Source organism: Roseateles sp. GW821-FHT09H10, assembly GCF_059415865.1.
The window spans coordinates 492514-517030 of sequence record NZ_JBWKOB010000003.1; the positions used below are offsets into that span (position 1 = coordinate 492514).

The following is a 24517-nucleotide window of genomic DNA, read 5'->3' on the forward strand; positions in this document are numbered from 1 at the left end:
GCAGTCTCGGCGACTGGAGCCAGCCGGGCATCAGTTCATGCCCGGAGCCGGGGCCATCACTTGCCGAGGCAACTGGCGTTGTAGGCCTCTTCGGCCGCGCGCTTGTTGAGTCTCTCGGTCTCGTTCTCAACGCGGCGGTTGCGCAGGGAATCGCGCAGGGCCACGCATTTCTCGTTCAGGCGCGCGGCTTCCTGGCGCGCGCGTTCGGCCTCGTTGCGCGCGGTCAGCATGCCTTCGCGCTCCTTGCGCCGGGCGTCGCTGGCCTGGCGGCGCGCGTACTGTTCATCATCGGAGCAGTCGCGCGAGTACTCGCGGCGCAGCTCGCTGATGGTGGCGGAGCTGACGCCACGGGCCGGTGCCGTGCGGATGGCTTCGCTGAGCTCGGCGCAGCGCTGGCTCAGGTAGCGGTGATGTTCCGGCGCCTGTTCCATCGAGGGCAGGCGGGGCTGGTAGGACGTCGTCGTGGTGCGGGCCGGTCCGATGGAACCCATGGGCGGCGGCGGGGTTCCGGCGCAGGGCTTGTCGGTCAGCACGACGCTGCCGCTGACTTCACAGCGATAGGTCGCCGCGAAGGCTGCGGGGGAGAGACAGAGGAGGGCGAGCAGCGCCGGCAGGATTCGAAAGCTCATGGTTCAGTGAGGGTTCCTGAACCCCGGATTGTCTCGGCCGGCGCGCGGCCACAGCCACCCTCAAGCGGGTGGAATTCCCCAGGACGGCTCCCGTCAGCGAGACAAAGTTGACACATTCCGAGCCTCCGTTTCACGGCGACGGTGGCTTCAGAACCAGGCGCGCACCCTCTCGGTATAGCCCTGCGGCAGCAGGTGGCCGCCCGGGAAGCGCAGATGCTGCTTGTCGGGGCCGGGCAGGGCGTCGAACAGGGCCTGGTTCTGGGCGAGGCTGGCGTGCTCGTCGTCATCCGCGCTGAGCAGCCAGACCGTCTTGCCGGCCAGGCCGGCGAGCAGGCGCCGCGGCGAAACGGCGGCCACCTTGTCATCCAGATGGGGCGGCACGATGGCCGCCACCGCCTGGACGCGCGCATCCAGCCCACCCAGCAGCAGGGCCATCTGCCCGCCCATGCTGTAGCCGGCGGCGCGGATGCGGCGGGCGTCGATGCCCGGCTGCGTGACCGCCCAGTCGAGCAGCACGCGGTAGTCCTTCACCGTGTCGATGATCATGCGCTCATAGGGCTCGCGCCGGCCCCACAGGTGCAGGCCGGTCATGATGTCCTTGAGACTTTGGTCGGGGTTCTTGCGCTCGCCATGTTCGCGGGCGTCGAGGGCCAGCACGGCGTAGCCGCGGGCCAGGGCCAGGGCCGTGATGTGCTGGGTCTGCTCGAGCGTGGGGCGGTCCTTGTGCTGGGCCTGCCACCAGCGCTGATGGCTGCGGCCCATACCGTGCAGGCCGATGAGCAGGGGCACGGGGCCGCTGGCGTTCGCGGGGTAGACGATGCGGCCCATGGCCTCGGCGCCGTCAAAGCTCTTGAAGCGCAGCGTCCGCGCCTGGTGGCCGCCGTCGATTGCTTCCAGCGGACCGAGCTGCATCTGCAGTACCGCCACCGGTGCATGCGCGTGGCGGGCCTGCAGTTCGGCCGCTGACGGTGTGTAGGGCTTGAGGGCGAAGACGGCCCACCACAGCGCGCCTGCGATGGCTGCGACACCCAGAAGACCTGCCATGAACTTGCCTGCTTTCTTCAACATCGTGTGACCTCATGAGGAGGCCGCCAGTCTGTGAGAGAGGGCGTGAAGAAAACGTGAGGGCGTTCAGTGCAGCAGGCTGACGCGGGTCAGCCCCGCCTCGTGCGCGAGCTCCAGCCTCAGGCCATGGCGCTCGGCCAGGCGGCGCACGATGGACAGGCCCAGGCCGAGCCCGGCGCTGGCCTCGCCCTTCAGGCCAGCGTCGCGGCCGGCCGCGCCCGCCCGCAGCAGGGCCGGGGGCGGTGGCGGGCTGGTGTTGCTGAAGCTCAGGCGCCGCGCGTCGGCCTCGATTCGGATCCGTGGCGAGTCGCCATGGGTGATGGCATTGGTGAGCAGGTGGGCCAGCAGCCGCCGCGTCAGCGCCGGCGGCCAGGGGCGGGTCAGCGCGGCGGGCACGTCGATCTGCAAGTCGATGCCCTGCCGGTCCAGCAGCGGGGCATGGGCCAGCACCACCTCCTCGATCAGCGGCAGCAGCGCCAGCTCGGGCGCCGGAGAGGCGGCGTCCTCGCGAGCCAGCGCCAGCAGCAGCGCCACGGTCTGCTGCAGCTGCCGGATGGCCGCGTCCATCGTCGCCAGCGCAGCCTGCTGCTCGGGGGCGGCGCTGCGCTGCAGCGTCTCGCAGGCCATGCCGAGCACCGTGAGCGGCGTGCGCAGCTCGTGGCTGGCGTCGCGCGTGAAGGCCTGCTCGCGGTCGATGAAGTCGCGGGTGCGCTGGTTCAGCTCGGCGAGATGGCGGGCCAGCCGGCCGACTTCGTCTTCATGCGGCGCGGCCGGTTCGGCCAGGTCCAGCGGCAGTTGCTCGGGCCGGCTCTGCGCGACGCGCGCGGCCAGCCGGGCCAGCGGTGCGCTGCTGCGCCAGGCCAGCCAGGCGCCCAGGGCCAGGGCCAGCAGCGTCACGCCGCCGCCCCACAGGCCCAGCCACAGCAGCAGCCGCTCGCGCATGGGGCGCACCACCAGCTGGCCGCCCACCTCGGCCACCAGCCAGGCGCCCTCGCTGCCCAGCGGCTGCAGGTGGTAGTGGCGGCCGGCATCGCCGGCATGTTCGCGGTCCCGTGGGCGTTCGGCCAAGGCCTGCGCCAGATCGCCGGGCAGGGCGGCGCTGTCGCGGTAGACGCGCATGAAGTCCTGCGCCGGCACGGCCCAGTCGCCATGGGTGCCGCGGTGAGCCTGCTGGCGCTGCAGCTCCTGCTTCAGCGCCGCGGTGAAGAACTCGTCCTCGACGGCATAGACGAACAGCATCGCGAACAGCCCGAACAGCGCGCTGACCGCCAGCGCATAGCCGGTGAAGGCCAGCATCAGGCGGCGCCGCAGCCGGGGGCGATAGGGCGGCGGCGTCACTGCACCCTTCGCGCTTCGCGCTGTCCCGCCAGGCGGGAGCGAGCTTGCTTGGGGCGGCCCGGCGCGGCGCTCATGCCGGCAGGTCCAGGCGCAGGCCGACGCCGTGCACCGTCTTGACCAGGGCCTGGTCGGCGCCGAGGGCCTGGCGCAGCGTGTAGAGGTGGCTGCGCAGCGCGTCGGACTCCGGCGGCTCGTCGGCCCAGAGCTGCTGCTGCAGTTCGCTGCGCGTGACGGTGCGCGGCCAGGCCTCGGCCAGGGCCACGAGCAGGCGGTAGACCTGGCGCGGCAGGAGCAAGACCTGGCCCTCGCGGTCGCGGACCTCCTGGCTGCGGCGGTCGATGCTCAGCGGGCCGCGTTGCAGAAGCGGGCTGCGGCCCAGTTCGCCGCGCCGCGCCAGCGCCTGGCAGCGCCACTGCAGCTCCTCGCCGGCGAAGGGCTTGAGCAGATAGTCGTCGGCGCCCGCGCCAAAGCCCTGGCGCTTGTCGTCCAGGCCGTCGCGGGCCGTCAGCATCAGCACCGGCACATGGCGGTCGGCCCGTTCGCGCAGGCGGCGGCACAGCTCGACGCCGTCCAGCCCCGGCAGGCCCAGGTCCAGCAGCAGCACATCGGGCGGCTGCTCCAGGGCCATCTGCAGGCCCAGGCGGCCGTCGCTGGCCTCCTCGACGGCCCAGCCCGCGCCCTGCAGCAGGGCCACGATCTGGGCGCGCAGCGGCGCGTGGTCCTCGACGACCAGGATGCGGTTCACGGCTAGGCCTCCTCGGCCGACAGCCTAGACGCCGGGATGTGAAGAAAACGTCAAGCCATGCCCTGGTGGCGCAGCAGGGCGTCGATCTTCGGTTCGCGGCCGCGGAAGGCCTTGAAGTTGTCGATGGCGTCGCGGGCACCGCCGCGCTCCAGCACCTCGGTCAGGAAGCGCTTGCCGGTGGCGGCGTTGAACACGCCTTCCTCTTCGAACGCGCTCCAGGCATCGGCGCTGAGCAGCTCGGCCCACTTGTAGCTGTAGTAGCCCGCCGCATAGCCGCCCGCGAAGATGTGGGAGAAGCTGTGCTGGAAGCGGTTGAAGGCCGGCGGGATCAGCACGGCGACCTCGCCGCGCACCTCGTCCAGCACCTTCTGCACGTCGTTTTCAGCGCCCGGCTCGCCATGCAGGCGCATGTCGAACAGCGCGAACTCGATCTGGCGCAGCGTCATCAGCCCGCTCTGGAAGTTCTTGGCTGCCGTCATCTTGTCGAACAGATCGCGCGGCAGCGGCTCGCCGCTGTCGACATGGCCGCTCAACTGCTGCAGCACATCCCATTCCCAGCAGAAGTTCTCCATGAACTGGCTGGGCAGTTCGACGGCGTCCCATTCGACGCCCGAGATGCCGGACACGCCGAGGTCGTTCACCTGCGTCAGCATGTGATGCAGGCCGTGGCCGAACTCGTGGAAGAGGGTGATGACGTCGTCGTGGGTCAGCAGGGCCGGCTTGTCGCCGACGGGGCTCGCGAAGTTGCAGACCAGCTGGGCCACGGGCGTCTGTTGCTCACCCGTGGGCTTGAGCCAGCGGGCGCGCACCTCGTCCATCCAGGCGCCGGGCCGCTTGCCGGTGCGGGCGTAGAGGTCGAGATAGAACTGGGCGATCAGATGGCCGCCGCGGCGCATTTCGTAGAACTTGACGCTCTCATGCCAGACCGAGGCCTTGGCCTCCGTGATGGCCACGTCGAAGAGGCGCTCGATGATGGAGAACAGGCCCGGCACGACCTGGGTGGCCGTGAAGTACTGCTTCACCGTCTGGTCGCTGAAGGCGTAGCGGGCTTCCTTGAGCTTCTCGCTCCAGTAGGACACGTCCCAGGACTCCAGCGGCTGGCCCTTGCTGAACTCGCGCAGCTCGGCGAGATCCTTCTCGGCAAAGGGGCGGGCGCGCTTGGCGAGGTCGCGCAGGAAGCTGGTCACCTCGGCCGTGCTGGAGGCCATCTTGGGGGCCAGCGACACCTCGGCGAAGCTGGCATAGCCCAGCAGCTGGGCTTCTTCCTGGCGCAGGGCGACGATCTCGCGCATGGCGGCGGTGTTGTCCCATTCCGGCTTGCCGTCCTCGCTGGCGCGGGTCACATAGGCGCGGTAGAGCTTCTCGCGCAGCTCACGGTTCTCCGCATATTGCATGACCGGCAGATAGACCGGGAAATGCAGGGTCAGCTTGTGGCCGCCATCATCCAGCCGGGTGGCGTCCAGCACGTCCTGGGGCACGCCGGCCAGTTCCCCGGCATTGGCGATGTAGCTCCAGCCATCGGTGGCGTCCAGCACATGCTCGCTGAACTGCTGCTGCAGCTCGGCGCTGCGCTCCTGGATGGCGGCATAACGCTCGCGTGCAGCGCCTTGCAGCTCGGCGCCGGACAGCACGAAGTTGCGGATGGCGTGTTTGAGGACCTGCTGGCGCGGGGCGCTCAAGCTGGCGCCCTGGGCGGCCACCACGGCCTTGTATTTGGCGAACAGGGCCTCGTTGGCGCCCATGGCGGTGCTGAACTCGGTCACGGCCGGCAGCATGGCGTTGTAGGCCTCGCGCAGGGCCGGCGTGTCCGCCACGGCGTTCAGGTGGCCGACGGCGCCCCAGGCGGTGCCCAGGCGCTCGGTGGCGCTGTCCAGGATGCGCGACAGCGCGTCGTAGTCGGCGGGCGTGTCGGCCTTGACCGCCTCGTCCAGCGCGGCCTGCGCGTCGGCCAGCAATTGCTGGATGGCGGGCTGCACATGCTCGGGCGTGATGGCGGCGAACTCGGGCAGGGCGGCGGTGGAGAGCAGGGGATTCGCGTTCATCGTCTTGAGCAGAGTGACATCAGGGTCAGATGGTGGGGCCTTGGCGCAATTCAACGCCGCCCATGTCGGGCGACCAGCGCAGTTCGGCCGATTCTCCTTGGATCAGCGCGAGCTGGGGCGGCATATGGCCGATGTCCACGTCGATCAGCACCGGCAGGCCCAGGCCGGCCAGCGCCTCGCGCACCGCTTCCTCGTGGTTGAGCCGTTCGGGATCCGTGACCGCCGCGGGCGCATGCCGGCCGATCAGCATGCCGGCAGCGCCCTCGAGCCAGCCGTGCAGGCGCAGCGAGCACAGCGCGCGCAGCAGCTCGCAGGGCGCCATTTCGCAGTTCTCCAGGAACAAGAGGTGGGGGCCGATGCCGGGCGCCCGCGCCCAGCCGGGCAGGTCACCGTAGGCAGTGCCGGCAAGGCGGCTGATGGTGTCCAGGCAGCCGCCGATCAGGCGGCCGCGCAGGCGCAGTGGCTCGCTGCCGCCGTCCAGGCGGCGCCAGCGGGTCGGCTCGGTCAGGTTGCGGCCAGCGCCGGGCTCGGCACGCCAGTCGGGGCCCTGGGCCTGCCAGAGCGCCGAAGCGTGCTGCACGGGCGCATCGGCCTCGAACAGCGTCGGCCAGAGCGCGGCCGTGGTTGTGTCCAGCGTGTCGGCGCCCAGCTCCATCAGGTTGGGGCCGTGCAGGCTCATCCAGCCGGCGCGCAGCGCCAGCGGCAGCTGCAGGGTGCTGAGGTCGGAGAAGCCGCTGAACCATTTCGGTTCGGTTGCGGCCAGGGCGTCGAAGTCCAGCAGCGGCAGCAGTTCGATCGCGCGCTCGCCGCCCCAGGGTGGCATCACCGCGGCGACCTCGGGGTCCTGCAGCAGGGCCTGCAGTTCGGCGGCACGCTCGGCTGCCGGGGCGCTGCACTGCTTGCGCTCGCGCCGTAGCGTGGCGCCTTCGCGCACCCGCAGGCCGCGGCGCTGCAGCGCGGCGATCGCGCGCTCCAGGCGAGGGAAGAGGGCTGGTTCGACGCCGGAAGACGGTGCGCAGAGAGCCACCAGATCACCCTCGCGCAGCGGCCGAGGTCGGCGCGGCAGGATCATGCGCGCGAGGACTTGGCGGCGCGCTCCGCGGACTCCAGCGTGTTGACCAGCAGCATCGCGATCGTCATCGGGCCGACGCCGCCGGGCACCGGCGTGATCCAGCCGGCCACGTCCTTGACGGCGTCGAAGTCGACGTCGCCGCAGAGCTTGCCCTCGTCGTTGCGGTTGATGCCGACGTCGATGACGACGGCGCCGGGCTTGACCATGTCGGCCGTCAGCACATTGCGGCGGCCGACGGCGGCGACGACGACATCGGCCTGGCGGGTGTGGTGGCCGATGTCGGCCGTGGCGCTGTGGCAGACGGTGACGGTGGCATTGGCCTGCAGCAGCAGCAGGGCCATGGGCTTGCCGACAGTGTTGCTGCGGCCGATGACGACGGCATGCTTGCCGCGCAGGTCAAAGCCCGTGCTCTCGATGAGCTTCATGCAGCCATAGGGCGTGCAGGGACGAAAGCCCGGCAGCTGGGTCATCAGCTCACCCGCGCTCAGCGTGGAATAGCCGTCGACGTCCTTGCTCGTCGCGATGGCCTCGATGACCTTGTGCGTATCGATGTGCTTGGGCAGGGGCATCTGCACCAGGATGCCGTGGATGCTGGGGTCGTTGTTCAGCGCTTCGATGCGGGCGAGCAGGTCGGCTTCGCTGAACGTGGCCTCGTATTTCTCGAGCACCGAATGCAGGCCGGCGTCGGCGCAGGCCTTGACCTTGTTGCGCACATAGACATGGCTGGCCGGGTCGTCGCCGACGATGACGACGGCGAGGCCCGGCTGCACGCCCTGGGCGGTCAGCGCGGCTGCGCGCGTGGCGACTTCGGCGCGGATGGACTTGGAGAGGGCGAGGCCGTCGATCAGTTGGGCGGTCATGTGAATGCTCTTTCGGAAATGCAAAAGGCCGCTGGGGAAGCAGCGGCCTTTGGAGAAGTCAGGTGATCAAGCCTTGGCGGTGGCGCCGAGCGCAATCTTCAGAAGATCGGCCACCGTGTTGGCGTTGAGCTTTTCCATGATGTTGGCGCGATGCGCCTCGACCGTCTTGATGCTGATGCCGAGGTCGTCGGCGATCTGCTTGTTCAGGCGGCCGGCGACGATGCGCTCCAGCACCTGGGCCTCGCGCGTCGTCAGGCGGGCCAGCAGGGCGTCGCGGCTGGCGGCTTCCTGGTGGCTGGAGAAGGCGTCGCGGGCCTGGTCGAGCATGCGCTCCACCAGCGCCAGCAGCTCTTCTTCCTTGAAGGGCTTCTCGATGAAGTCCATCGCGCCCTTCTTCATGGTCTGCACCGCCATGGGCACGTCGCCGTGGCCGGTGATGAAGACGATGGGCAGGGGGCTCTTGCGCTCGATGAGGCGGTCTTGCAGTTCCAGGCCGGTCATGCCATCCATGCGGATGTCGGCAATCAGGCAGGCGACCTCGCGGGGGTCGTAGCGGGCCAGGAAGGATTCGGCAGAGTCAAAGCACTTGACTCGGTAATCCTTGCCTTCGAGAAGCCACTGCAGGGAGTCGCGGACCGCTTCGTCGTCATCGACAACGTAGACGTTGCCCTTCTTGGGGATCAAGCTCATGGTGCTGTGGGTTCTGTTCTCTGAGCGCTGCCGAGTAGGCCTTGGGAGGCTTCCTGACGCAGTTGTTCTGAGGTGATGGTGACCGGTATCGTGAATGCAAATCGGCAGCCGACGACCAAGGAGCCATTGTAGAGGTTCTCGGCTTTTATCCGACCCTGGTGGGACTCGACGATAGACCGGCATAACCCTAATCCGATGCCCAATCCGTCGGCTTTTGTCGAGAAAAACGCCTCATACATGCGGGCCAGCACTTCATCGGGCAAACCCGGACCCATGTCGGTGACCGAGAACTCGATCTGGCCGCCGAGCTCGGCGCTGTGCTTGGGCACGACCCTCAATTCGATGTGGCGGCGCGAGGTCGGCAGGGAGGCGTTGTCGATGGCTTCGGCCGCGTTCTTGAGCAGGTTCATCAGCACCTGCTCGATGAGGATGGGGTCCACCATCAGCTGCGGCAGGCGCTGGGCCACATAGGTGTGGATGGCGACGGTGCGCCGGCGCAGCTCGATGCCGGCCAGCTCCACGGCGTCCTCGACGATGTCGGCCGCGTGGGCCGGCTGGCGCTGCGGCTCGCTGCGCTTCACGAAGTTGCGGATGCGATGAATGATCTGGCCGGCGCGCTGGGCCTGCTTGGCCGTCTTCTCCAGCGCGGCCATCAGTGCATCCTTGTCGATGCTGTCGTTGCGCACGCGGCTGACCATGCCGTTGCAGTAGTTGGTGATGGCGGTCAGCGGCTGGTTCAGCTCGTGGGCGACGCTGGAGGCCATCTCGCCCATGGTCATCAGGCGGCTGGTCACCTGGGCCTTCTCGGCCTGCAGGGCGGCCTGCGCCTCGGCATGGCGGCGCATGGTGATGTCGGTGGCGATCAGCATCTGGGCCAGGCGCCCGTCGGTCCACTGCAGATAGCGGGCGCGCACGTCGAACCACATGGCCAGGGACTCGACGTAGACCTCGCGCGGATCCGAGCCGACGTCGGTCAGGGCCTCGGCGGGCAGGCCGGAGTAGTCGTCGACCTCGTCTTCGCCGTCGCCCAGGCCGCCGCGGCGGCTGGTCGTGCCCATCAGGTGGCCGCCGGCCAACAGCGCGTGGCCGGCCGGGTCGGCGCCGAACCACAGGCGGTAGCTGCGGTTGGCGAACAGCAGCTCGGGCGGCTGCACGGACAGCACCGACACGGCGGCGTCCAGGCCTTCCAGCACGGTCGTGAAGCGCTCGTGCGAGGCGGAGAGCTGGTCGCGCACGCGCTTGGCCTCCGTGATGTTGGTCATCGAGGTCATCCAGCCGGTCTGCTTGCCCTTGGTGTCGACCAGCGGGGACACATAGACGCGGGCGTCGAAGGCCGAGCCATCCTTGCGCTGGATCTTGACCTCCACGCCGCCCGAGGGGCTGCGGCCCTGCAGCTCCTGCTGCAGCAGGCGGGCGTTCTCTTCGCGCCTGTCGTTGGGCCAGAAGGGGTAGGGCGGCGTGCGGCCCACCAGGTCGGCCTCGGAGAAGCCCGTCATCGCGCAGAAGGCCGGGTTCACATAGGTGATGCGCGTGTCCATGTCCATGGCGCGCATGCCGGTCAGCATGGAGTTCTCCATGGCGCGGCGGAAGTTGGTCTCCAGCGTCAGCGCGTTCTGGATCTGGGTGCGGCGGCGCATGTGGCGCCAGGTGCCCAGCAGCATCCAGACCGTCAGGCCGGCCAGGGCCAGCACCAGCCAGAACAGCGCGTTGCTGATCAGGCCGATGGAGGTGCGCCAGCCCTGGCCGCGCAGCACCAGGCCGTTCAGCGCCGGGGCCAGCGGCACGTCGTGCAGCAGGGAGGCGCGGCGCTGCACCTGGCCGGGCATGGGCGTGACGGTGCTGCTGACGATCTGGTCGCGCGCATCCAGCACGGCGATGCTGTGGCGGGTGGCGACCTCGCTGGGCACGTAGTAGCGCAGCAGGGCCTCGACGGTGTATTCGGCGATCAGCACGCCGGCAAAGCCGCCGCGGTCGATCAGCGGGATGTGCAGCTGGAAGACGGTGACGCCATTGGCATCGGCAAAGGGCGGCGAGTAGACGGGCTGGCGGCGGTCCTTGGCCGCCTCGAAGGCGATGGCCGCGGCATTGGACTGGTTGGGCATGGGCATGGACGGGTCGCCCCCGTCCGCCGACATCAGCCCATCGGCCTGGAAGCCGGCCGCGCCGACGCTGCTGCGGCGCTCGCGCTTGTTGGTCAGCCAGGTCACATGGGTCAGCTCGGGCCGCTCACGGGCGAAGGCCTGGGCCTGGGCGGAGAACTCGTGGGCGTCGATCTGCCGCGTGACGACCTCGCGGGCGATGCGCACCAGCTGTTCCTGGTTCTCGATGAGGCGCAGGCGGATCTGCTGCTGGGCGATCTCGGTGTCGCGCTTGACCGACTCGGTCTCGCGCTCGATTTCCTCGTTCCGCAGGTACCAGAAGGCCGAAATGATGGCCGCCAGGAAGAGCAGCACCGAAATCAGCGGGCCCAGCGTGGCCAGCCGGTCCTGGCGCGACGGCGACTGCCGGAACCACCAGGTGGTGACCAGGCGGCGCAGCGGCGCGATCCAGCGTTGGCCGCGGGTGCGGGTCTCGGGAGCGGGGGAGTCGACGGACATCATCAAATTATCCGGGGCCTGCTCAGGCACTGAAATTTCATATTACGAAATCGTTTCGCACCATTTGGGAGTTGGCGAGGCTTGTGAGACACTGCGGCCGCTCGCGGGCTAAGGTCCCGCGTCTTGCACCCGTCAGAACAGCCCCCCGTCCGCCCAAAGAGGTGGAAATCTTCAGGAGACAGGCCATGTCAGCCCAGCCGCAAGAGTTTCTCGGCGCCGCCGCGAACGACCAGGACCCGCAGGAAACCAAGGAGTGGCTGGACGCCCTCTCGGCCGTCATCGACAGGGAAGGTGCCGAGCGTGCCCACTTCCTGATCGAGGAGATCCTCGAGCACGCGCGCCAGCACAGCATCGACCTGCCGTTCTCGGCCACCACCGGCTACGTGAACACGATTGAAGCCGACCAGGAAGCCCGCTGCCCCGGCAACATCCAGATCGAGAAGCGCCTGCGCGCCTATATGCGCTGGAACGCCATGGCCATGGTCGTGCGCGCCAACCGCCTGCACCCCGCTGACGGCGGCGACCTGGGCGGCCACATCGGCTCCTTCGCCTCGGTGGCCAGCATGTTCGGCGCCGGCTTCAACCATTTCTGGCATGCCGCCAGCGAAGACCACGGCGGCGACTGCCTCTACATCCAGGGCCACAGCGCGCCCGGCATCTATGCCCGCGCCTACCTGGAAGGCCGGCTGACCGAGGAGCAGCTCGACAACTTCCGCCAGGAAGTCGACGGCAAGGGCCTGTCCAGCTACCCGCACCCGAAGCTGATGCCCAACTTCTGGCAGTTCCCGACCGTCAGCATGGGCCTGGGCCCCTTGATGGCCATCTACCAGGCGCGCTTCCTCAAATACCTGCACGCCCGCGGCATCGCCAACACCGAGAACCGCAAGGTCTGGGCCTTCATGGGCGACGGCGAGATGGACGAGCCGGAGAGCCTGGGCGCCATCGGCCTGGCCGTGCGCGAGAACCTCGACAACCTGGTCTTCGTCGTCAACTGCAATCTGCAGCGCCTGGACGGCCCGGTGCGCGGCAACGGCAAGATCATCCAGGAGCTGGAAGGCGAGTTCCGCGGCGCCGGCTGGAACGTCATCAAGCTGATCTGGGGCAAGGGCTGGGACGAGCTGCTGGCCCGCGACAAGAGCGGCAAGCTGAAGCAGCTGATGATGGAAACGCTGGACGGCGACTACCAGGCCATGAAGGCCAACGACGGCGCCTTCGTCCGCAAGAACTTCTTCGGCAAGTATCCCGAGACCGCCAAGCTCGTCGCCCACATGAGCGACGAAGAGATCTTCGAGCTGCGCCGTGGCGGCCATGAGCCTGAGAAGGTCTACGCCGCGTTTGAGAAGGCCCACAACAACAAGACGGGCCAGCCCACCGTGCTGCTGGTCAAGACCGTCAAGGGCTATGGCATGGGCAAGGCCGGTGAAGGCAAGAACACTGTCCACCAGACCAAGAAGCTGACCGACGAGGACATCAAGTACATCCGCGACCGCTTCAACATCCCGGTGCCGGACAGCGAACTGCCCAAGATCCCTTACTACAAGCCGGCCGAGGACACGCCGGAAATGCGCTATCTGCACGAGCGCCGTGCGGCCCTGGGCGGCTATCTGCCCAGCCGCCGCGCCAAGGCCGATGAGCAGTTCAAGGCGCCGGACCTGTCCCACTTCCAGGCCGTGCTGGACCCGACCGCCGAAGGCCGCGAGATCTCGACGACCCAGGCCTATGTGCGCTTCCTGACGCAGCTGCTGCGCGACAAGGACATCGGCCCGCGCGTCGTGCCCATCCTGGTCGACGAGGCCCGCACCTTCGGCATGGAAGGCCTGTTCCGCCAGATCGGCATCTACAACCCCAAGGGTCAGCTCTACACGCCGGTCGACAAGGACCAGGTGATGTACTACCGCGAGGACAAGGCCGGCCAGATCCTGCAGGAAGGCATCAACGAAGCGGGCGGCATGGCCAGCTGGATCGCCGCGGCGACGTCGTACTCGACGAACAACCGCGTGATGATCCCCTTCTACGTCTACTACTCGATGTTCGGCTTCCAGCGCATCGGCGACCTGGCCTGGGCCGCCGGCGACATGCAGGCGCGCGGCTTCCTGCTGGGCGGCACGTCCGGCCGCACCACGCTGAACGGCGAAGGCCTGCAGCACGAGGACGGCCACAGCCACATCCTGGCCGGCACGATTCCGAACTGCATCTCCTATGACCCGACCTTCGCGCACGAAGTCGCCGTCATCATGCAGCGCGGCTTGAAGCGCATGGTGGAAGACCAGGAGAACGTCTTCTACTACATCACCCTGCTGAACGAGAACTACCCCATGCCGGGCCTGAAGGCCGGCACCGAGGAGCAGATCCTCAAGGGCATGTATCTGCTGGAAGAGGCCGATGCGAGCAAGCCCACCAGCGTCAACCTGCTGGGTTCGGGCACCATCCTGCGCGAGAGCCAGGTTGCCAAGCTGCTGCTGGAAGAGGAATGGGGCATTGGCGCCAACGTCTGGAGCTGCCCGAGCTTCAACGAACTGGCCCGCGACGGCCAGAACGCCGAGCGCTGGAACCTGCTGCACCCGACGGAGCTGGCCTGCGTGCCTTTCGTCACGCAGCAGCTCGGCCACACCAAGGGCCCGGTCATCGCGTCCACCGACTACATGAAGAACTACGCCGAGCAGATCCGCGCCTTCATCCCCAAGGGACGTTCCTACAAGGTGCTGGGCACCGACGGCTTCGGCCGCAGCGACTTCCGCTCCAAGCTGCGCGAGCACTTCGAGATCAACCGCCACTACATCGTCGTCGCCGCGCTGCGCGCGCTGGCCGATGACGGCGCGATTCCTGTCGAAAAGGTGGCTGAAGCCATCGCCAAGTACGGCATCGACGTCAACAAGATCAATCCTTTGTACGCGTAAAGCCGAGGGAGACAAGACATGGCATTGGTTGAAGTCAAGGTTCCCGACATCGGCGATTTCGACGAGGTCGGCGTCATCGAGGTGCTGGTCAAGGTCGGCGACACCGTCAAGGTCGAGCAAAGCCTCGTGACGGTGGAGAGCGACAAGGCCTCGATGGAGATTCCGTCGTCGCAGGCCGGCGTCGTCAAGGAGATCAAGGTCGTCGTCGGCGACAAGGTCAAGCAAGGCAGCGTGCTGGTCATCGTGGAAGGCGAGGGCGCCGCCGCGGCTGCCGCGCCGGCCGCCGCCGCACCCGCTCCGGTGGCTGCGGCGCCCGCACCCGCGCAAGCCGCGCCGGTCGCAGCGCCTGCTGCCCAAAGCAGCGGCCCCGTCACCATCGAAGTGCCGGACATCGGCGACTTCGACGAAGTGGCCGTCATCGAGCTGCTCGTCAAGGTCGGCGACACCGTCAAGGTCGAGCAGAGCCTGGTGACGGTGGAGAGCGACAAGGCCTCGATGGAGATCCCGTCCTCGCATGCCGGCGTCGTCGAGGAACTGCTGGTCAAGGTCGGCGACAAGGTCGCCAAGGGCTCGCCGCTGGCCCGCGTGGCCGCCACCGGGGGTGCAGCTCCCGCGCCTGCCGCCGCTGCGCCCGCTCAAGCCCCGGCGCCTGCCGCCGCCGCGCCTGTGGCTGCTCCGGTTGCCGCGCCCGCTGCCGCAGCGCTGCCGGCCCACCAGCCGACTGCCCCCACGGGCCAACTGCCCCACGCTTCGCCCAGCATCCGCAAGCTCGCCCGCGAGCTCGGCGTGCCGCTGGCCGAAGTGAAGGGCAGCGGCGCCAAGGGCCGCATCGTCGAGAGCGACGTGCAGGGCTTCGTCAAGGCCGTCATGTCGGGCGCCGTGCAGACCGCAGCGCAAAAGGCCTCCGCCCCGGCTGCTGCCGCTGGCGGCGGTGGCGCGGGCCTGAACCTGCTGGCCTGGCCCAAGGTCGACTTCGAGAAGTTCGGTGCCGTCGAGCGCAAGGAACTGTCGCGCATCAAGAAGATCTCGGGCGCCAACCTGCATCGCAACTGGGTCGTCATCCCGCACGTCACCAATCACGACGATGCCGACATCACCGAGCTGGAAGCCTTCCGCGTCCAGCTGAACAAGGAGAACGAGAAGGCCGGCATCAAGGTCACCATGCTCGCCTTCATGATCAAGGCTGCCGTCGCGGCGCTGAAGAAGTTCCCCGAGTTCAACAGCTCGCTGGACGGCGACACCCTCGTCCTGAAGAACTACTTCCACATCGGCTTCGCGGCCGACACGCCCAACGGCCTCGTCGTGCCCGTCATCAAGGACGCCGACAAGAAGGGCATCTTCCAGATCAGCGCCGAGATGTCGGAACTGGCCAAGAAGGCGAGAGATGGCAAGCTGGGCCCGGCCGACATGAGCGGCGGCTGCTTCTCGATCTCGTCCCTGGGCGGCATCGGCGGCAAGTACTTCACGCCCATCATCAACGCGCCCGAAGTGGCCATCATGGGCGTCTGCAAGAGCAGCACCGAGCCCGTGTGGGACGGCAAGGCCTTTGTGCCGCGCCTGATCCTGCCGCTCAGCTTGAGCTGGGACCACCGCGTCATCGACGGCGCTGCGGCTGCGCGCTTCAATGTCTACTTCGCCAGCCTGCTGTCCGACTTCCGTCGGATCGCGCTGTGATCGGGGGGGCTGAACTCATGGCAACCATTGAAGTTCAAGTTCCGGACATCGGCGATTTCGACGAAGTCGGCGTCATCGAGGTGCTGGTCAAGGCCGGCGACACCGTCAAGGTCGAGCAGAGCCTGATCACCGTCGAGAGCGACAAGGCCTCGATGGAGATTCCTTCCAGCGCCGCCGGCGTCGTGAAGGAACTCAAGGTCAAGGTCGGCGACAAGGTCGCCAAGGGCTCGGTCATCCTGTCCCTGGAAAGCAGTGACGCGGCCGCGCCCGCGCCGGCTCCCGCTGCTGCGGCACCTGCGCCCGTGGCCGCTGCTGCCCCCGTGCAGGCACCCGCTGCCGCCACCTACAGCGGCAGCGCCGACCAGGCCTTCGACGTCGTCGTCCTCGGCGGCGGCCCCGGCGGCTATTCGGCCGCCTTCCGCGCGGCCGACCTGGGCCTCAAGGTCGCCCTCGTGGAGCGTTACGCGACGCTGGGCGGCGTCTGCCTGAACGTGGGCTGCATCCCGTCCAAGGCGCTGCTGCACGTCGCCGCCGTCATGGACGAGGTCAGCCACATGGCCGACCTGGGCGTGGCCTTCGGTGCGCCCACGGTCGACATCGACAAGCTGCGCGCCCACAAGAACAAGGTCACCGGCAAGCTGACCAATGGCCTGACGGCCATGGCCAAGATGCGCAAGGTCACCGTGCTGCGCGGCGTCGGCTCGCTGCTGGACGCGCAACACCTGAAGGTCGAGGCGACCGAAGGTGCTGTCGGCCAGGCCAAGACCGGTGCGGTGCAGACCGTGGCCTTCAAGCGCCTCATCATCGCGGCCGGCTCGCAGGCCGTGCGCCTGCCCTTCCTGCCGAATGACCCGCGCATCGTCGACTCGACCGGCGCGCTGGAAATGGGCGTCAAGGCCGAGAAGATGCTCATCGTCGGCGGCGGCATCATCGGCCTGGAAATGGGCACGGTGTACTCGACGCTGGGCGCGCGCCTGGACGTCGTCGAAATGCTGCCCACGCTGATGACGGGCGCCGACCGCGACCTCGTCAAGGTCTGGCAGAAGTTCAACCAGGGCCGCTTCGACAACATCATGTTGAACACGAAGACGGTCGGCGCCGAGGCCAAGCCTGACGGCATCTGGGTGACCTTCGAAGGCGAGGGCGCCCCCAAGGAGGCTCAGCGCTACGACCTGGTGCTGCAGGCCGTGGGCCGCACGCCCAATGGCAAGAAGATCGGCGCCGAGAACGCCGGCGTCATCGTCGGTGACCGCGGCTTCATCCCGGTGGACGTGCAGATGCGCACCAATGTCGCCAGCGTCTTCGCCATCGGCGACATCGTCGGCCAGCCCATGCTGGCCCACAAGGCGGTGCACGAGGGCCATGTGGCGGCCGAAGTCTGCGCCGGCGAGATCCTGGGTGACGACAAGCTCAAGAAGAGCCAGTTCGACGCCCGCGTCATCCCCAGCGTGGCCTACACCGACCCCGAGGTGGCCTGGGTGGGCATCACCGAGGACGAAGCCAAGGCCAAGGGCATCAAGTTCACCAAGGGCCTGTTCCCGTGGACGGCCTCCGGCCGCGCCATCGCCAACGGCCGCGACGAGGGCTTCACCAAGCTGATCTTCGACGACGAGAGCCATCGCATCATCGGCGGCGGCATCGTCGGCACGCATGCCGGCGACATGATCGGCGAGATCGCCCTGGCCATCGAGATGGGCGCGGACGCGGTGGACATCGGCAAGACCATCCATCCGCACCCCACGCTGGGCGAAAGCCTGGGCATGGCCGCGGAAGTGGCGCACGGCTCCTGCACGGACGTGCCGCCGGTTCGCAAGCGCTAAGGACGGTTGATAGGTGTAGTCAGGGAGGCGCGTGCAGCCTTGCCGACTACGCCCGTCGCTGTGGCTCAGCCCACAGCGTCCCACGCATGCTCTCGTATGGATCGTCCTCAGGATCGGGGCGATCCTGCTGCGCATCGGCGAGTTGGGCCTCGAAAAGCTCGGTTTCCGCCGAATCAGGGCCGGCGTGACGCACTCGGTGCCACCAGAGCAAGCAGCACTGGCAGGCGCGCGCGCCGCATCGCTCAGCGCTTGCTGAAGCAGACCCATGACGCGCAGTCGCCTCGGAGGCCTACACTCCGCCGCACATCAGCTCTGAACCCTTCGCCCATGGACAGCCGAGAGAGCAGCCGGTTTACGGCTCCTCTGGCCCAACGCGTGGCAGAGGACGCTGACGCCCATCAGATTGCCGAAGCGTTCGGCGCGATGTGGACGGACATCCAGTCCGCCCTGCGGCCTGTGCTCGGGCAGCGCGGTGTCGCCGCGCTGTTCTCGCGCACCTTGCATCTCACGGCCACACGTCACCCCTGTCTTGCGCCGCTCAGGCCGGGCAGCATCGACGCAGCGACCGAATTGGTCGAACTGACCACGCTCCTGGCTGCACAGCAGCCGGCGGTCGCCATGGAGACGGGCAGTGCCCTGTTCATGAACTTCCGCGAGCTGTTGACGACCTTGATCGGCGCTCCGCTGACCGAGCGGCTGCTGCAAGCCACCTGGTCGACCCCTTCGAGCGCTGCCCCGGCGCAGGACCCCAAGCCATGACATCCAAAGTGACGATCAACAGCCTGTCGACGGGGGTGCCCGGGCTGGACGACCTGCTCGGCGGTGGCTTGCCCGAGTTCTCGTTCAATCTCATCGCCGGCCAGCCCGGCTGCGGCAAGACGACGCTGGCGCACCAGATCATGTTCGCGCTGGCCACCGAGGCGCGGCCGGCGCTGTACTTCACCGTGCTGGGCGAGCCGCCGCTGAAGATGCTGCGCTACCAGCAGCAATTCAGCTTCTTCGACCCCGCGGCCATCAACCGCAGCGTGCGCTTCGTCAACCTCTGCGAGGAAGCGATGGCCGGTGACCTGGACCAGGTGCTGGCACGCATCACCGAGGAAGTCGCCGCGCACGAACCGGCCCTCGTCTTCGTCGATTCCTTCCGCTCCGTCGTGCTGGCCACCGATGCGGGTGGCAACGCGCACAACCACCTGCAGCGCTTCATGCAGCAGCTCGGCATGCTGATGACGAGCTGGCAGGCCACCACCTTCCTGATCGGCGAGTACTTCACCGATACCGACGCCAACCCGGTCTTCACCGTGGCGGACGGGCTGATCTGGATGCGCCAGAGCGTGCAGCGCAACGCCATGGTGCGCAAGATGGAGATCATGAAGATGCGCGGCCAGCCCTCGCTGCCCGGCCTGCACTCGTTTCGCATCAGCGGCGACGGCGTGCGCGTCTTCGTGCCGGCATCTGCCGGGACGCAACCTGCGGCGAGCGTTGGCACCGCCCCGCGAGCCTCCATGGGCGTCCCCGGGCTCGACGAGATGATGGATGGCGGCCTGCCGCGCGGCTACTCGCTGCTGCTGGCCGGGCCGTCCGGGTCGGGCAAGAGCATCCTGGCCGCGTCCTTCCTGGACGCCGGCGTTCGCAACGGCGAGACCGGCGTCATCGCGGCCTTCGAGCGGCGCCCCAACCGCGTGCACAACAAGGCGCTGGCGCGGTACATCGAGGACGGCCGCATCGGCCTGGTCGAGAGCCACGCGACCGACATCTCCATCGAGGAAGTCATGCAGATGCTGGCCACCGAGATCCGCCGGCGGGGGGCGAGCCGCGTCGTCATCGACTCGCTGTCGGGGTTCGAGCTGGCGCTGGGGCCGTCGTTCAAGGAGGACTTCCGCGAGTCGCTGCTGCGCCTGGTCACGTCGCTGACCGGTCTGGGCGTCACCGTGCTGATGACGTCGGAACTGGAGGACCGCTACACCGACCTGCGCTTCAGCCCCTACGGCACGGCCTTCATGACCGACGCCATCATCGTGCAGCGCTACATCGAGGTCGAAAGCCGGCTGCGCCGCGTGCTGGCGGTCGTGAAAGTGCGCGACAGCAGCCATTCGGACCAGCTGCGCGAATACAGCATCGGCGACGGCGGCATCGAGATCGGCACGATGCTTGCTGGTCAAGAGGGCCTGCTGGGCGGTCGCCCAGCGACCCGGCCCCGCGGCCTCGCCGCCGGCGAGGCCTAGCTACCGCGCTGCCCTGGGGCAGCGCGACTTCCGGGGGAAGCGGCATGGCCAAGATACCCGACACCCTGAGCGCGGACGCGCTGCAGGCGGAGCTTGCTGCACTGCGGGCGCAGACCTTGGATGCGCGGGCTGAACTTGCCCGCGTCCAGGCCGACCTCACCCAGGCCCAGGCGCAGCTGGGCGGAGACACCATGCATCAGTTGCTGGAGGCCAATGAGCAATTGGTGATCGACGCCCTGCGTTCGCGCGACATGGCCGAATCCACGGCATTGCTGATGGCCGAGCTGACACGCTGCAGCGAACTCGACTCGCTGACCCAGCTGCCCAACCGCCTGCTGCTGGTCGACCGTTTCTCGCAGGGGCTGACCCATGCCCGGCGCCATGACGGGCGGCTGGCCCTGCTCTTCCTGGACCTCGATGGTTTCAAGCAGATCAACGACAAGCTGGGCCACAAGGTCGGCGACGACGTGCTGCGCGCCGTCAGCCTGTGCCTCGTCGGCTGCGTGCGGCAGATCGACACGGTCTGCCGCCTGGGTGGCGACGAGTTCATCGTGCTGCTGCCGGAGATCACCGACGCGGCGGACCCCGGACTGGTGGCGCAGAAGCTGATGGATTCACTGGCGTCCGTGGTGCAGGCGCGTGGCGTCCCCGTCCGGGTGTCCGCCAGCATCGGGATCAGCGTCTACCCCGATGACGCCGAGGATATCGAGGAGCTGGTCAACTGCGCCGATCAGGCGATGTACCGCAGCAAACGCGCCGGCGGCGGCTGTTACAGCTTCTTCTCGGCTTGCGGTCCCGGCCCCGCCGGCTGCTGACCGCGTTTGCCGATCATCGGTAAGCCAGGGCAACGGCGCGTTGCGTCGGTCTCGCTTACCGAATGCAGCCTGGCTTGGACGCCCGGTGTCGAAGCCCCTACCTGTCGCGAATCTGTCCTCTACGCCCGGCGCAGGCGCCTTTACACGCGGGGAAGGGAAGGCAGGCTCTGAGGTTGCCGCTTCGGCTGCACCGGATGTCCCGGCAAGAGAAAGCCTGAAATGAACAGCAGTCAGTCGCAAGGACAGAGCCCACAGCAACCGCCGGGGCGAGACGACGATCCGGCAGTGCCCGCCGATGGCAGCGAAGACATCGCGAAGGACCGCGGCGACAGCAACCGCTCGTCCCGCCAGCAGCAGCAACCCGCGCCGGGCCGGCCGCCGCAACGCCAGCAGGGCGGCGGCGCATGGAACCGGTCATTCGATGAGAACGCGGACGACGAAGGCGACACCCGGCCCAATTGAAGCGTCGGCGAGGGATCGCCGAGCCGCTACTGAACACCGCTGATGCCGGCGCGCGGCAGCGCCGGCACCTTTCGCACTCCCCAGTCCCCGCGAGAAGCCTCGCCAAGGAAACCCCCATGTCAGCTACCCGCACCACCACGACGACCACCGACGCCCTCCGCCTGCTGATTGCCGACCACAAGGAGGTCAAGGCGCTGTTCAAGGCCTACCAGCAGCTCCTCCACGCCGAAGGTGGCGATGACGAGAAGCAGCTGCTGGCGCAGGAGATCTGCACCAAGTTGACCGTGCATGCCACGATCGAGGAAGAACTCTTCTACCCCGCCGCGCGTGCAACGCTGGCGGGCAGCGTGGAACTCGTCGACGAGGCCGATGTCGAACACGCCTGCGCCAAGGCGCTGATCCTGCAGATCGTCCATTCGACGCCCGCAGACCCGCTGTACGACGCCCAGGTCAAGGTGCTGGGCGAGCACATCGACCACCATGTCAAGGAAGAGGAAGAGGAGATGTTCCCCAAGATCCGCAAGAGCGGCCTCGACGTCCAGGCCCTCGGGAAGGACATGGCAGAGCGCAGGAACGAGCTGCTGGACGAACTGGCGAGCGCCGAGTAGGGCACGCCGGACGGGCTTCAGCGCTGGCCGCCCGCCGCTGCCGCGCGAGTGTCGCCATAGCTGCGCGGCAGCAGGATGCGAAACACCGTCCCGACACCGATCTCCGATTCGAGCTCGGTGGTGGCATTCAGCAGGTCGCACAGGCGCTTGACGATGGACAGCCCGATGCCCTCGCCAGCCTGCTGGCTCACGGGACGGGGGTCCTCGGAAGACGGATAGGTCTCGGTGAGGTCCACCTTCACATGCGTCACCACGCCCGTCGCGTGGTCGGTCGCCACCTGCCGCGCCTGATCGGTGGCCTCCTCGATCGCACCCGCCAGCTGCGAACCCGGGCCGGCGTGAAAGCCCGGCCCCGTGTCCCGCACCTCGAAGAACCAGCGGTCCAGGTCGCTGGAGGCACCGTCGCCGCACCTGATCGTGACGCCTCCCGTGCGGGTGTACTTGATCGCATTGATGACCAGGTTCTGCGCGATGCGCCTGGTCTTGACCGCGTCGCCTTCGACGGGCAGGGAGGCCGGGCCCTCGAAGCAAAGGTAGAGACCACGTTGCTGCGCATGGGGCTGCAGGTCCTCACACAGCGCGCCCAGCAGCGTGACGACATCGATCACTTCCAGCTGAAGGTGCTCCAGGCCGCCTTGCAGACGCGCAAGGCTGGTCACGTCATTCAGCAGATGGCTCAGCGATCCGACGTTGCGATCCAGCAGGCGCAGGAATCCATCGCGCATGAACTCGGAAGCCTTCGGCGAGGCCAGGCCCGCGGTCGCCGTGGCCACCACGCCGAGGTTGCCACGCAGATCATGCGCCGCTTGCTGCCACAAGCGCGCGCGCTCCTGCTCCAGCTCGCGCAGGGCTTGCAGGGCCTGCTCGAGGTCACGGATATGGCTGGTCGCCTCGATCTGCTGCAGCTGGAAATACTGCGACACGCTGGCACTGACGGCGTCCCCGCATTGCTGCGCCCAGATCCTGCGCGCCTCGGCCATGGTCGACGGGCTGAGGCCAGGGTTCGCGACCGCGTACGCCTCCAGCTCCACCACGACACATTCGTTCAAGCGCCCGAGTTCGCGCGTCACTTCGGCCAGGTCGAAACCCTGCTGCCAGCGATGCAGGCCGTGGGCCGCGGCATCTCCCTGGTGGCGCTCCTGGTCGGCGGCCGCCAGGCCGCCGCCGCCGAGCCTGCGCTCAAAGTCGACCAGCAGCGCCGGAATGTGGTCGTGCAGCTGCGCGCGGGGCAGCGCGGCGCCCGTGGTGAGCGTCGGATCGGACGTCACGGCGGTGCGCCACGCCTGCAGGATGACGCCGCGCCGCCGCTTCAGGTATGCGCCGAGTGCCACATGCTCAACGGCCTGCATCGGCGCATCCTTGTCCAACGAGATCGGGGGCCTATTCTGGGCTCAAAAGCCGGTTCCCGGTGAAGTGCGCAGGTAACGGCGCGCGTGCGCAAGCGAACGGACGGGCGCGCGATTCCTTGCCACGATCGCACCGTCCCAAGGAGTCGGCATGTTCAACAGCGTCAGCCACGTCACCATGGCTCAAGTGAAGGCCGCGGATGGCGACATCGGTCCGGTCGAGGACCTGCTGTTCGACGACCGCAACTGGGTCATCCGCTATCTCGTCGTGGACGCAGGCAGCTGGCTGGCCGAGCGCGATGTGCTGATCTCGCCCTATTCCATCAAGCAGCCGGTAGGCCGCGACGGGGTGATCGATGTCGCATTGACGCGCCGGCTGATACGCAGCAGCCCACCACTGGACATCGAACGACCCGTTTCGCGCCAGCAGGAGCAGGCGTTCGAGCGCCACTACCACTACCCAGCGTACTGGGACGGTGGTGGACTCTGGGCGCTGGGCGCCGTGCCCTATCCGTCGGTCGCGCCGCGCGCGAACGCCGATCAGGAGGCTGCCAGCGCCTACCCGGCAGACATGCAGCTGCGCAGTACCGAGCAGGTGTGCGGCTACGAGATGCAGGCCAGCGACCACGGCATCGGCCAGGTCCAGGACTTTGTCTTCGACGACGAAAGCTGGCAGATCCGCTACCTGGTCGTCGACACCCAGAGCTGGTGGCCTGGCGGACGCAAGGTGCTGATCGCCCGGCCCTGGGTGGACCGCATCGACTGGGCCAGGCAGCAGATCCACGTGTCGCTGACGCGCGAGCAGGTCAAGTGCAGTCCGGTCTACCAGGATGTCGCCTCCATCCATCGCGACTACGAGATCCTGCTGCATGCGAACTATGAACGCCCGGGCTATTGGGCCTGAGCCTCAGCGCCATCGAAAGGGATGACCATGACCGCACGCGAAACCTATGTCGAGAACATCAAGCTCGAGCTCGATGGGCTGAACGATCAGCTCATCTCCTTTGAAACCAAGGTGATCCATGCCAGGCAGGACGCGCGTGAACGCTACGCCGCCGAGCTGGCCAAGCTGCGCGGTCATTCACGGGATGCGCTGTTGAAGTGGGAGGCGTTGCAGACGTCCAGCGAGGCTTCGTGGCACCAATGGGTGTCCGACATGGACCGCACGCGCGATGCCTACATCCACGCCTTCCACGATTTCAAGACGCGGCTTTGAGGCAGCGGCCCGCAGGGCGGTGGGCGGGGCGAAGCGTGATGTCGTTGCTGACGCCGGCCAGCCCGGGCAGACAGCGCACGCACTCAGCGGCGTCCTGGCGTTGATAGTTCCACAGCACCTCGCCCGACAAGGTCAACCAGCCGGCCTTGGCGCTCGCGCTGATGCCGCCCGGGAGCAGCTCCCAGTTCCAGGCCAGGGAGCTCTGCGCCAGATAGGCAAGTTCCGCGTCGCTGAACGCGGGCAATGCGGGCGGGAGGTGTGCGATGGCGTTCATGGGGGCTCAAGTGAAAGACACCTGCCGATAGTGCGCGCCGGCACGGCCCCCGTCTGTGCGGCATCACACCGCACGCGCGACGCAAACGTGCGCTGCCGCACCGTCAGGACTTCCACGCCGCTCTAAGGTCGGCACGGTCTCGGCC

General features: G+C 68.1%; 21 protein-coding genes. 10 read left to right on the forward strand and 11 right to left on the reverse strand.

The window, feature by feature from the left end; translation table 11 throughout:
- Nucleotides 1-56 precede the first annotated feature (56 nt).
- The 9 genes from AC07OY_RS17810 to AC07OY_RS17850 all read right to left on the reverse strand — a co-directional run bounded on the left by AC07OY_RS17810 (nucleotide 57) and on the right by AC07OY_RS17850 (nucleotide 11041).
- Nucleotides 57-629 (reverse strand): hypothetical protein, encoded by a 573-nt coding sequence (locus AC07OY_RS17810; protein WP_495043943.1) that lies wholly within the window; start codon nucleotides 627-629, stop codon nucleotides 57-59.
- A gap of 147 nt (nucleotides 630-776) precedes the next feature.
- On the reverse strand, nucleotides 777-1697 hold the full coding sequence (locus tag AC07OY_RS17815) for an alpha/beta hydrolase family protein (RefSeq protein WP_495043944.1): 921 nt from the start codon (nucleotides 1695-1697) through the stop codon (nucleotides 777-779).
- 63 nt (nucleotides 1698-1760) lie between these two features.
- On the reverse strand, nucleotides 1761-3032 hold the full coding sequence (locus AC07OY_RS17820) for a sensor histidine kinase (protein WP_495043945.1): 1272 nt from the start codon (nucleotides 3030-3032) through the stop codon (nucleotides 1761-1763).
- Nucleotides 3033-3102: 70 nt separating this feature from the next.
- Complete coding sequence (locus tag AC07OY_RS17825) at nucleotides 3103-3777, reverse strand: response regulator transcription factor (protein ID WP_495043946.1); 675 nt, start codon at nucleotides 3775-3777, stop codon at nucleotides 3103-3105.
- A 50-nt stretch (nucleotides 3778-3827) separates the two neighbouring features.
- Nucleotides 3828-5819 carry a M3 family metallopeptidase gene (locus AC07OY_RS17830; protein ID WP_495043947.1) on the reverse strand — a complete coding sequence of 664 codons (1992 nt, stop codon included), beginning with the start codon at nucleotides 5817-5819 and terminating at the stop codon, nucleotides 3828-3830.
- A 25-nt stretch (nucleotides 5820-5844) separates the two neighbouring features.
- Nucleotides 5845-6891: a S66 family peptidase gene (locus tag AC07OY_RS17835; protein ID WP_495043948.1), complete on the reverse strand. Its 1047-nt coding sequence runs from the start codon at nucleotides 6889-6891 to the stop codon at nucleotides 5845-5847.
- A complete protein-coding gene (gene folD, locus AC07OY_RS17840) occupies nucleotides 6888-7751 on the reverse strand; it encodes a bifunctional methylenetetrahydrofolate dehydrogenase/methenyltetrahydrofolate cyclohydrolase FolD (protein WP_495043949.1) in 864 nt (287 codons plus the stop codon). The genes AC07OY_RS17835 and folD overlap by 4 nt, the downstream gene beginning before the upstream one ends.
- A gap of 66 nt (nucleotides 7752-7817) precedes the next feature.
- Nucleotides 7818-8441: a response regulator transcription factor gene (locus tag AC07OY_RS17845; protein WP_088483486.1), complete on the reverse strand. Its 624-nt coding sequence runs from the start codon at nucleotides 8439-8441 to the stop codon at nucleotides 7818-7820.
- Entirely contained in the window at nucleotides 8438-11041 is a 2604-nt protein-coding gene (locus AC07OY_RS17850) for a PAS domain-containing sensor histidine kinase (protein ID WP_495043950.1), read from the reverse strand. Before AC07OY_RS17850 ends, AC07OY_RS17845 begins: the two co-directional genes overlap by 4 nt.
- Before the next feature lie 182 nt (nucleotides 11042-11223).
- Between AC07OY_RS17850 and aceE the strand changes: the two genes are divergently transcribed.
- The 8 genes from aceE to AC07OY_RS17890 all read left to right on the forward strand — a co-directional run bounded on the left by aceE (nucleotide 11224) and on the right by AC07OY_RS17890 (nucleotide 21536).
- Nucleotides 11224-13935: a pyruvate dehydrogenase (acetyl-transferring), homodimeric type gene (gene aceE, locus AC07OY_RS17855; protein ID WP_495043951.1), complete on the forward strand. Its 2712-nt coding sequence runs from the start codon at nucleotides 11224-11226 to the stop codon at nucleotides 13933-13935.
- Nucleotides 13936-13953: 18 nt separating this feature from the next.
- Nucleotides 13954-15609 carry a dihydrolipoyllysine-residue acetyltransferase gene (aceF, locus tag AC07OY_RS17860; RefSeq protein WP_495043952.1) on the forward strand — a complete coding sequence of 552 codons (1656 nt, stop codon included), beginning with the start codon at nucleotides 13954-13956 and terminating at the stop codon, nucleotides 15607-15609.
- Nucleotides 15610-15626: 17 nt separating this feature from the next.
- On the forward strand, nucleotides 15627-17429 hold the full coding sequence (lpdA, locus tag AC07OY_RS17865; protein WP_495043953.1) for a dihydrolipoyl dehydrogenase: 1803 nt from the start codon (nucleotides 15627-15629) through the stop codon (nucleotides 17427-17429).
- Between the two features lie 327 nt (nucleotides 17430-17756).
- Entirely contained in the window at nucleotides 17757-18188 is a 432-nt protein-coding gene (locus AC07OY_RS17870; protein ID WP_495043954.1) for a hypothetical protein, read from the forward strand.
- On the forward strand, nucleotides 18185-19651 hold the full coding sequence (locus AC07OY_RS17875; protein ID WP_495043955.1) for an ATPase domain-containing protein: 1467 nt from the start codon (nucleotides 18185-18187) through the stop codon (nucleotides 19649-19651). The genes AC07OY_RS17870 and AC07OY_RS17875 overlap by 4 nt, the downstream gene beginning before the upstream one ends.
- A gap of 44 nt (nucleotides 19652-19695) precedes the next feature.
- Nucleotides 19696-20466 (forward strand): diguanylate cyclase domain-containing protein, encoded by a 771-nt coding sequence (locus tag AC07OY_RS17880; RefSeq protein ID WP_495043956.1) that lies wholly within the window; start codon nucleotides 19696-19698, stop codon nucleotides 20464-20466.
- A 219-nt stretch (nucleotides 20467-20685) separates the two neighbouring features.
- The gene (locus tag AC07OY_RS17885; protein ID WP_495043957.1) at nucleotides 20686-20928 is read left to right on the forward strand and encodes a hypothetical protein; all 243 of its coding nucleotides are present in this window, start codon (nucleotides 20686-20688) and stop codon (nucleotides 20926-20928) included.
- A gap of 116 nt (nucleotides 20929-21044) precedes the next feature.
- Nucleotides 21045-21536: a hemerythrin domain-containing protein gene (locus tag AC07OY_RS17890; protein ID WP_495043958.1), complete on the forward strand. Its 492-nt coding sequence runs from the start codon at nucleotides 21045-21047 to the stop codon at nucleotides 21534-21536.
- A gap of 17 nt (nucleotides 21537-21553) precedes the next feature.
- Here AC07OY_RS17890 and AC07OY_RS17895 read toward each other — a convergent pair whose 3' ends face one another.
- Nucleotides 21554-22885, reverse strand: a complete 1332-nt coding sequence (locus tag AC07OY_RS17895; protein ID WP_495043959.1) for a sensor histidine kinase — start codon at nucleotides 22883-22885, stop codon at nucleotides 21554-21556.
- Between the two features lie 148 nt (nucleotides 22886-23033).
- On the opposite strand from AC07OY_RS17895, the gene AC07OY_RS17900 reads away from it, so the two are divergent.
- Both AC07OY_RS17900 and AC07OY_RS17905 read left to right on the forward strand, forming a co-directional pair.
- On the forward strand, nucleotides 23034-23786 hold the full coding sequence (locus AC07OY_RS17900; protein ID WP_495043960.1) for a PRC-barrel domain containing protein: 753 nt from the start codon (nucleotides 23034-23036) through the stop codon (nucleotides 23784-23786).
- A 27-nt stretch (nucleotides 23787-23813) separates the two neighbouring features.
- Nucleotides 23814-24098 carry a sll1863 family stress response protein gene (locus AC07OY_RS17905; protein ID WP_495043961.1) on the forward strand — a complete coding sequence of 95 codons (285 nt, stop codon included), beginning with the start codon at nucleotides 23814-23816 and terminating at the stop codon, nucleotides 24096-24098.
- Here the strand turns inward: AC07OY_RS17905 and AC07OY_RS17910 are convergent.
- Complete coding sequence (locus AC07OY_RS17910) at nucleotides 24082-24372, reverse strand: BON domain-containing protein (RefSeq protein WP_495043962.1); 291 nt, start codon at nucleotides 24370-24372, stop codon at nucleotides 24082-24084. The genes AC07OY_RS17905 and AC07OY_RS17910 overlap by 17 nt on opposite strands.
- Between the last annotated feature and the right edge of the window lie 145 nt (nucleotides 24373-24517).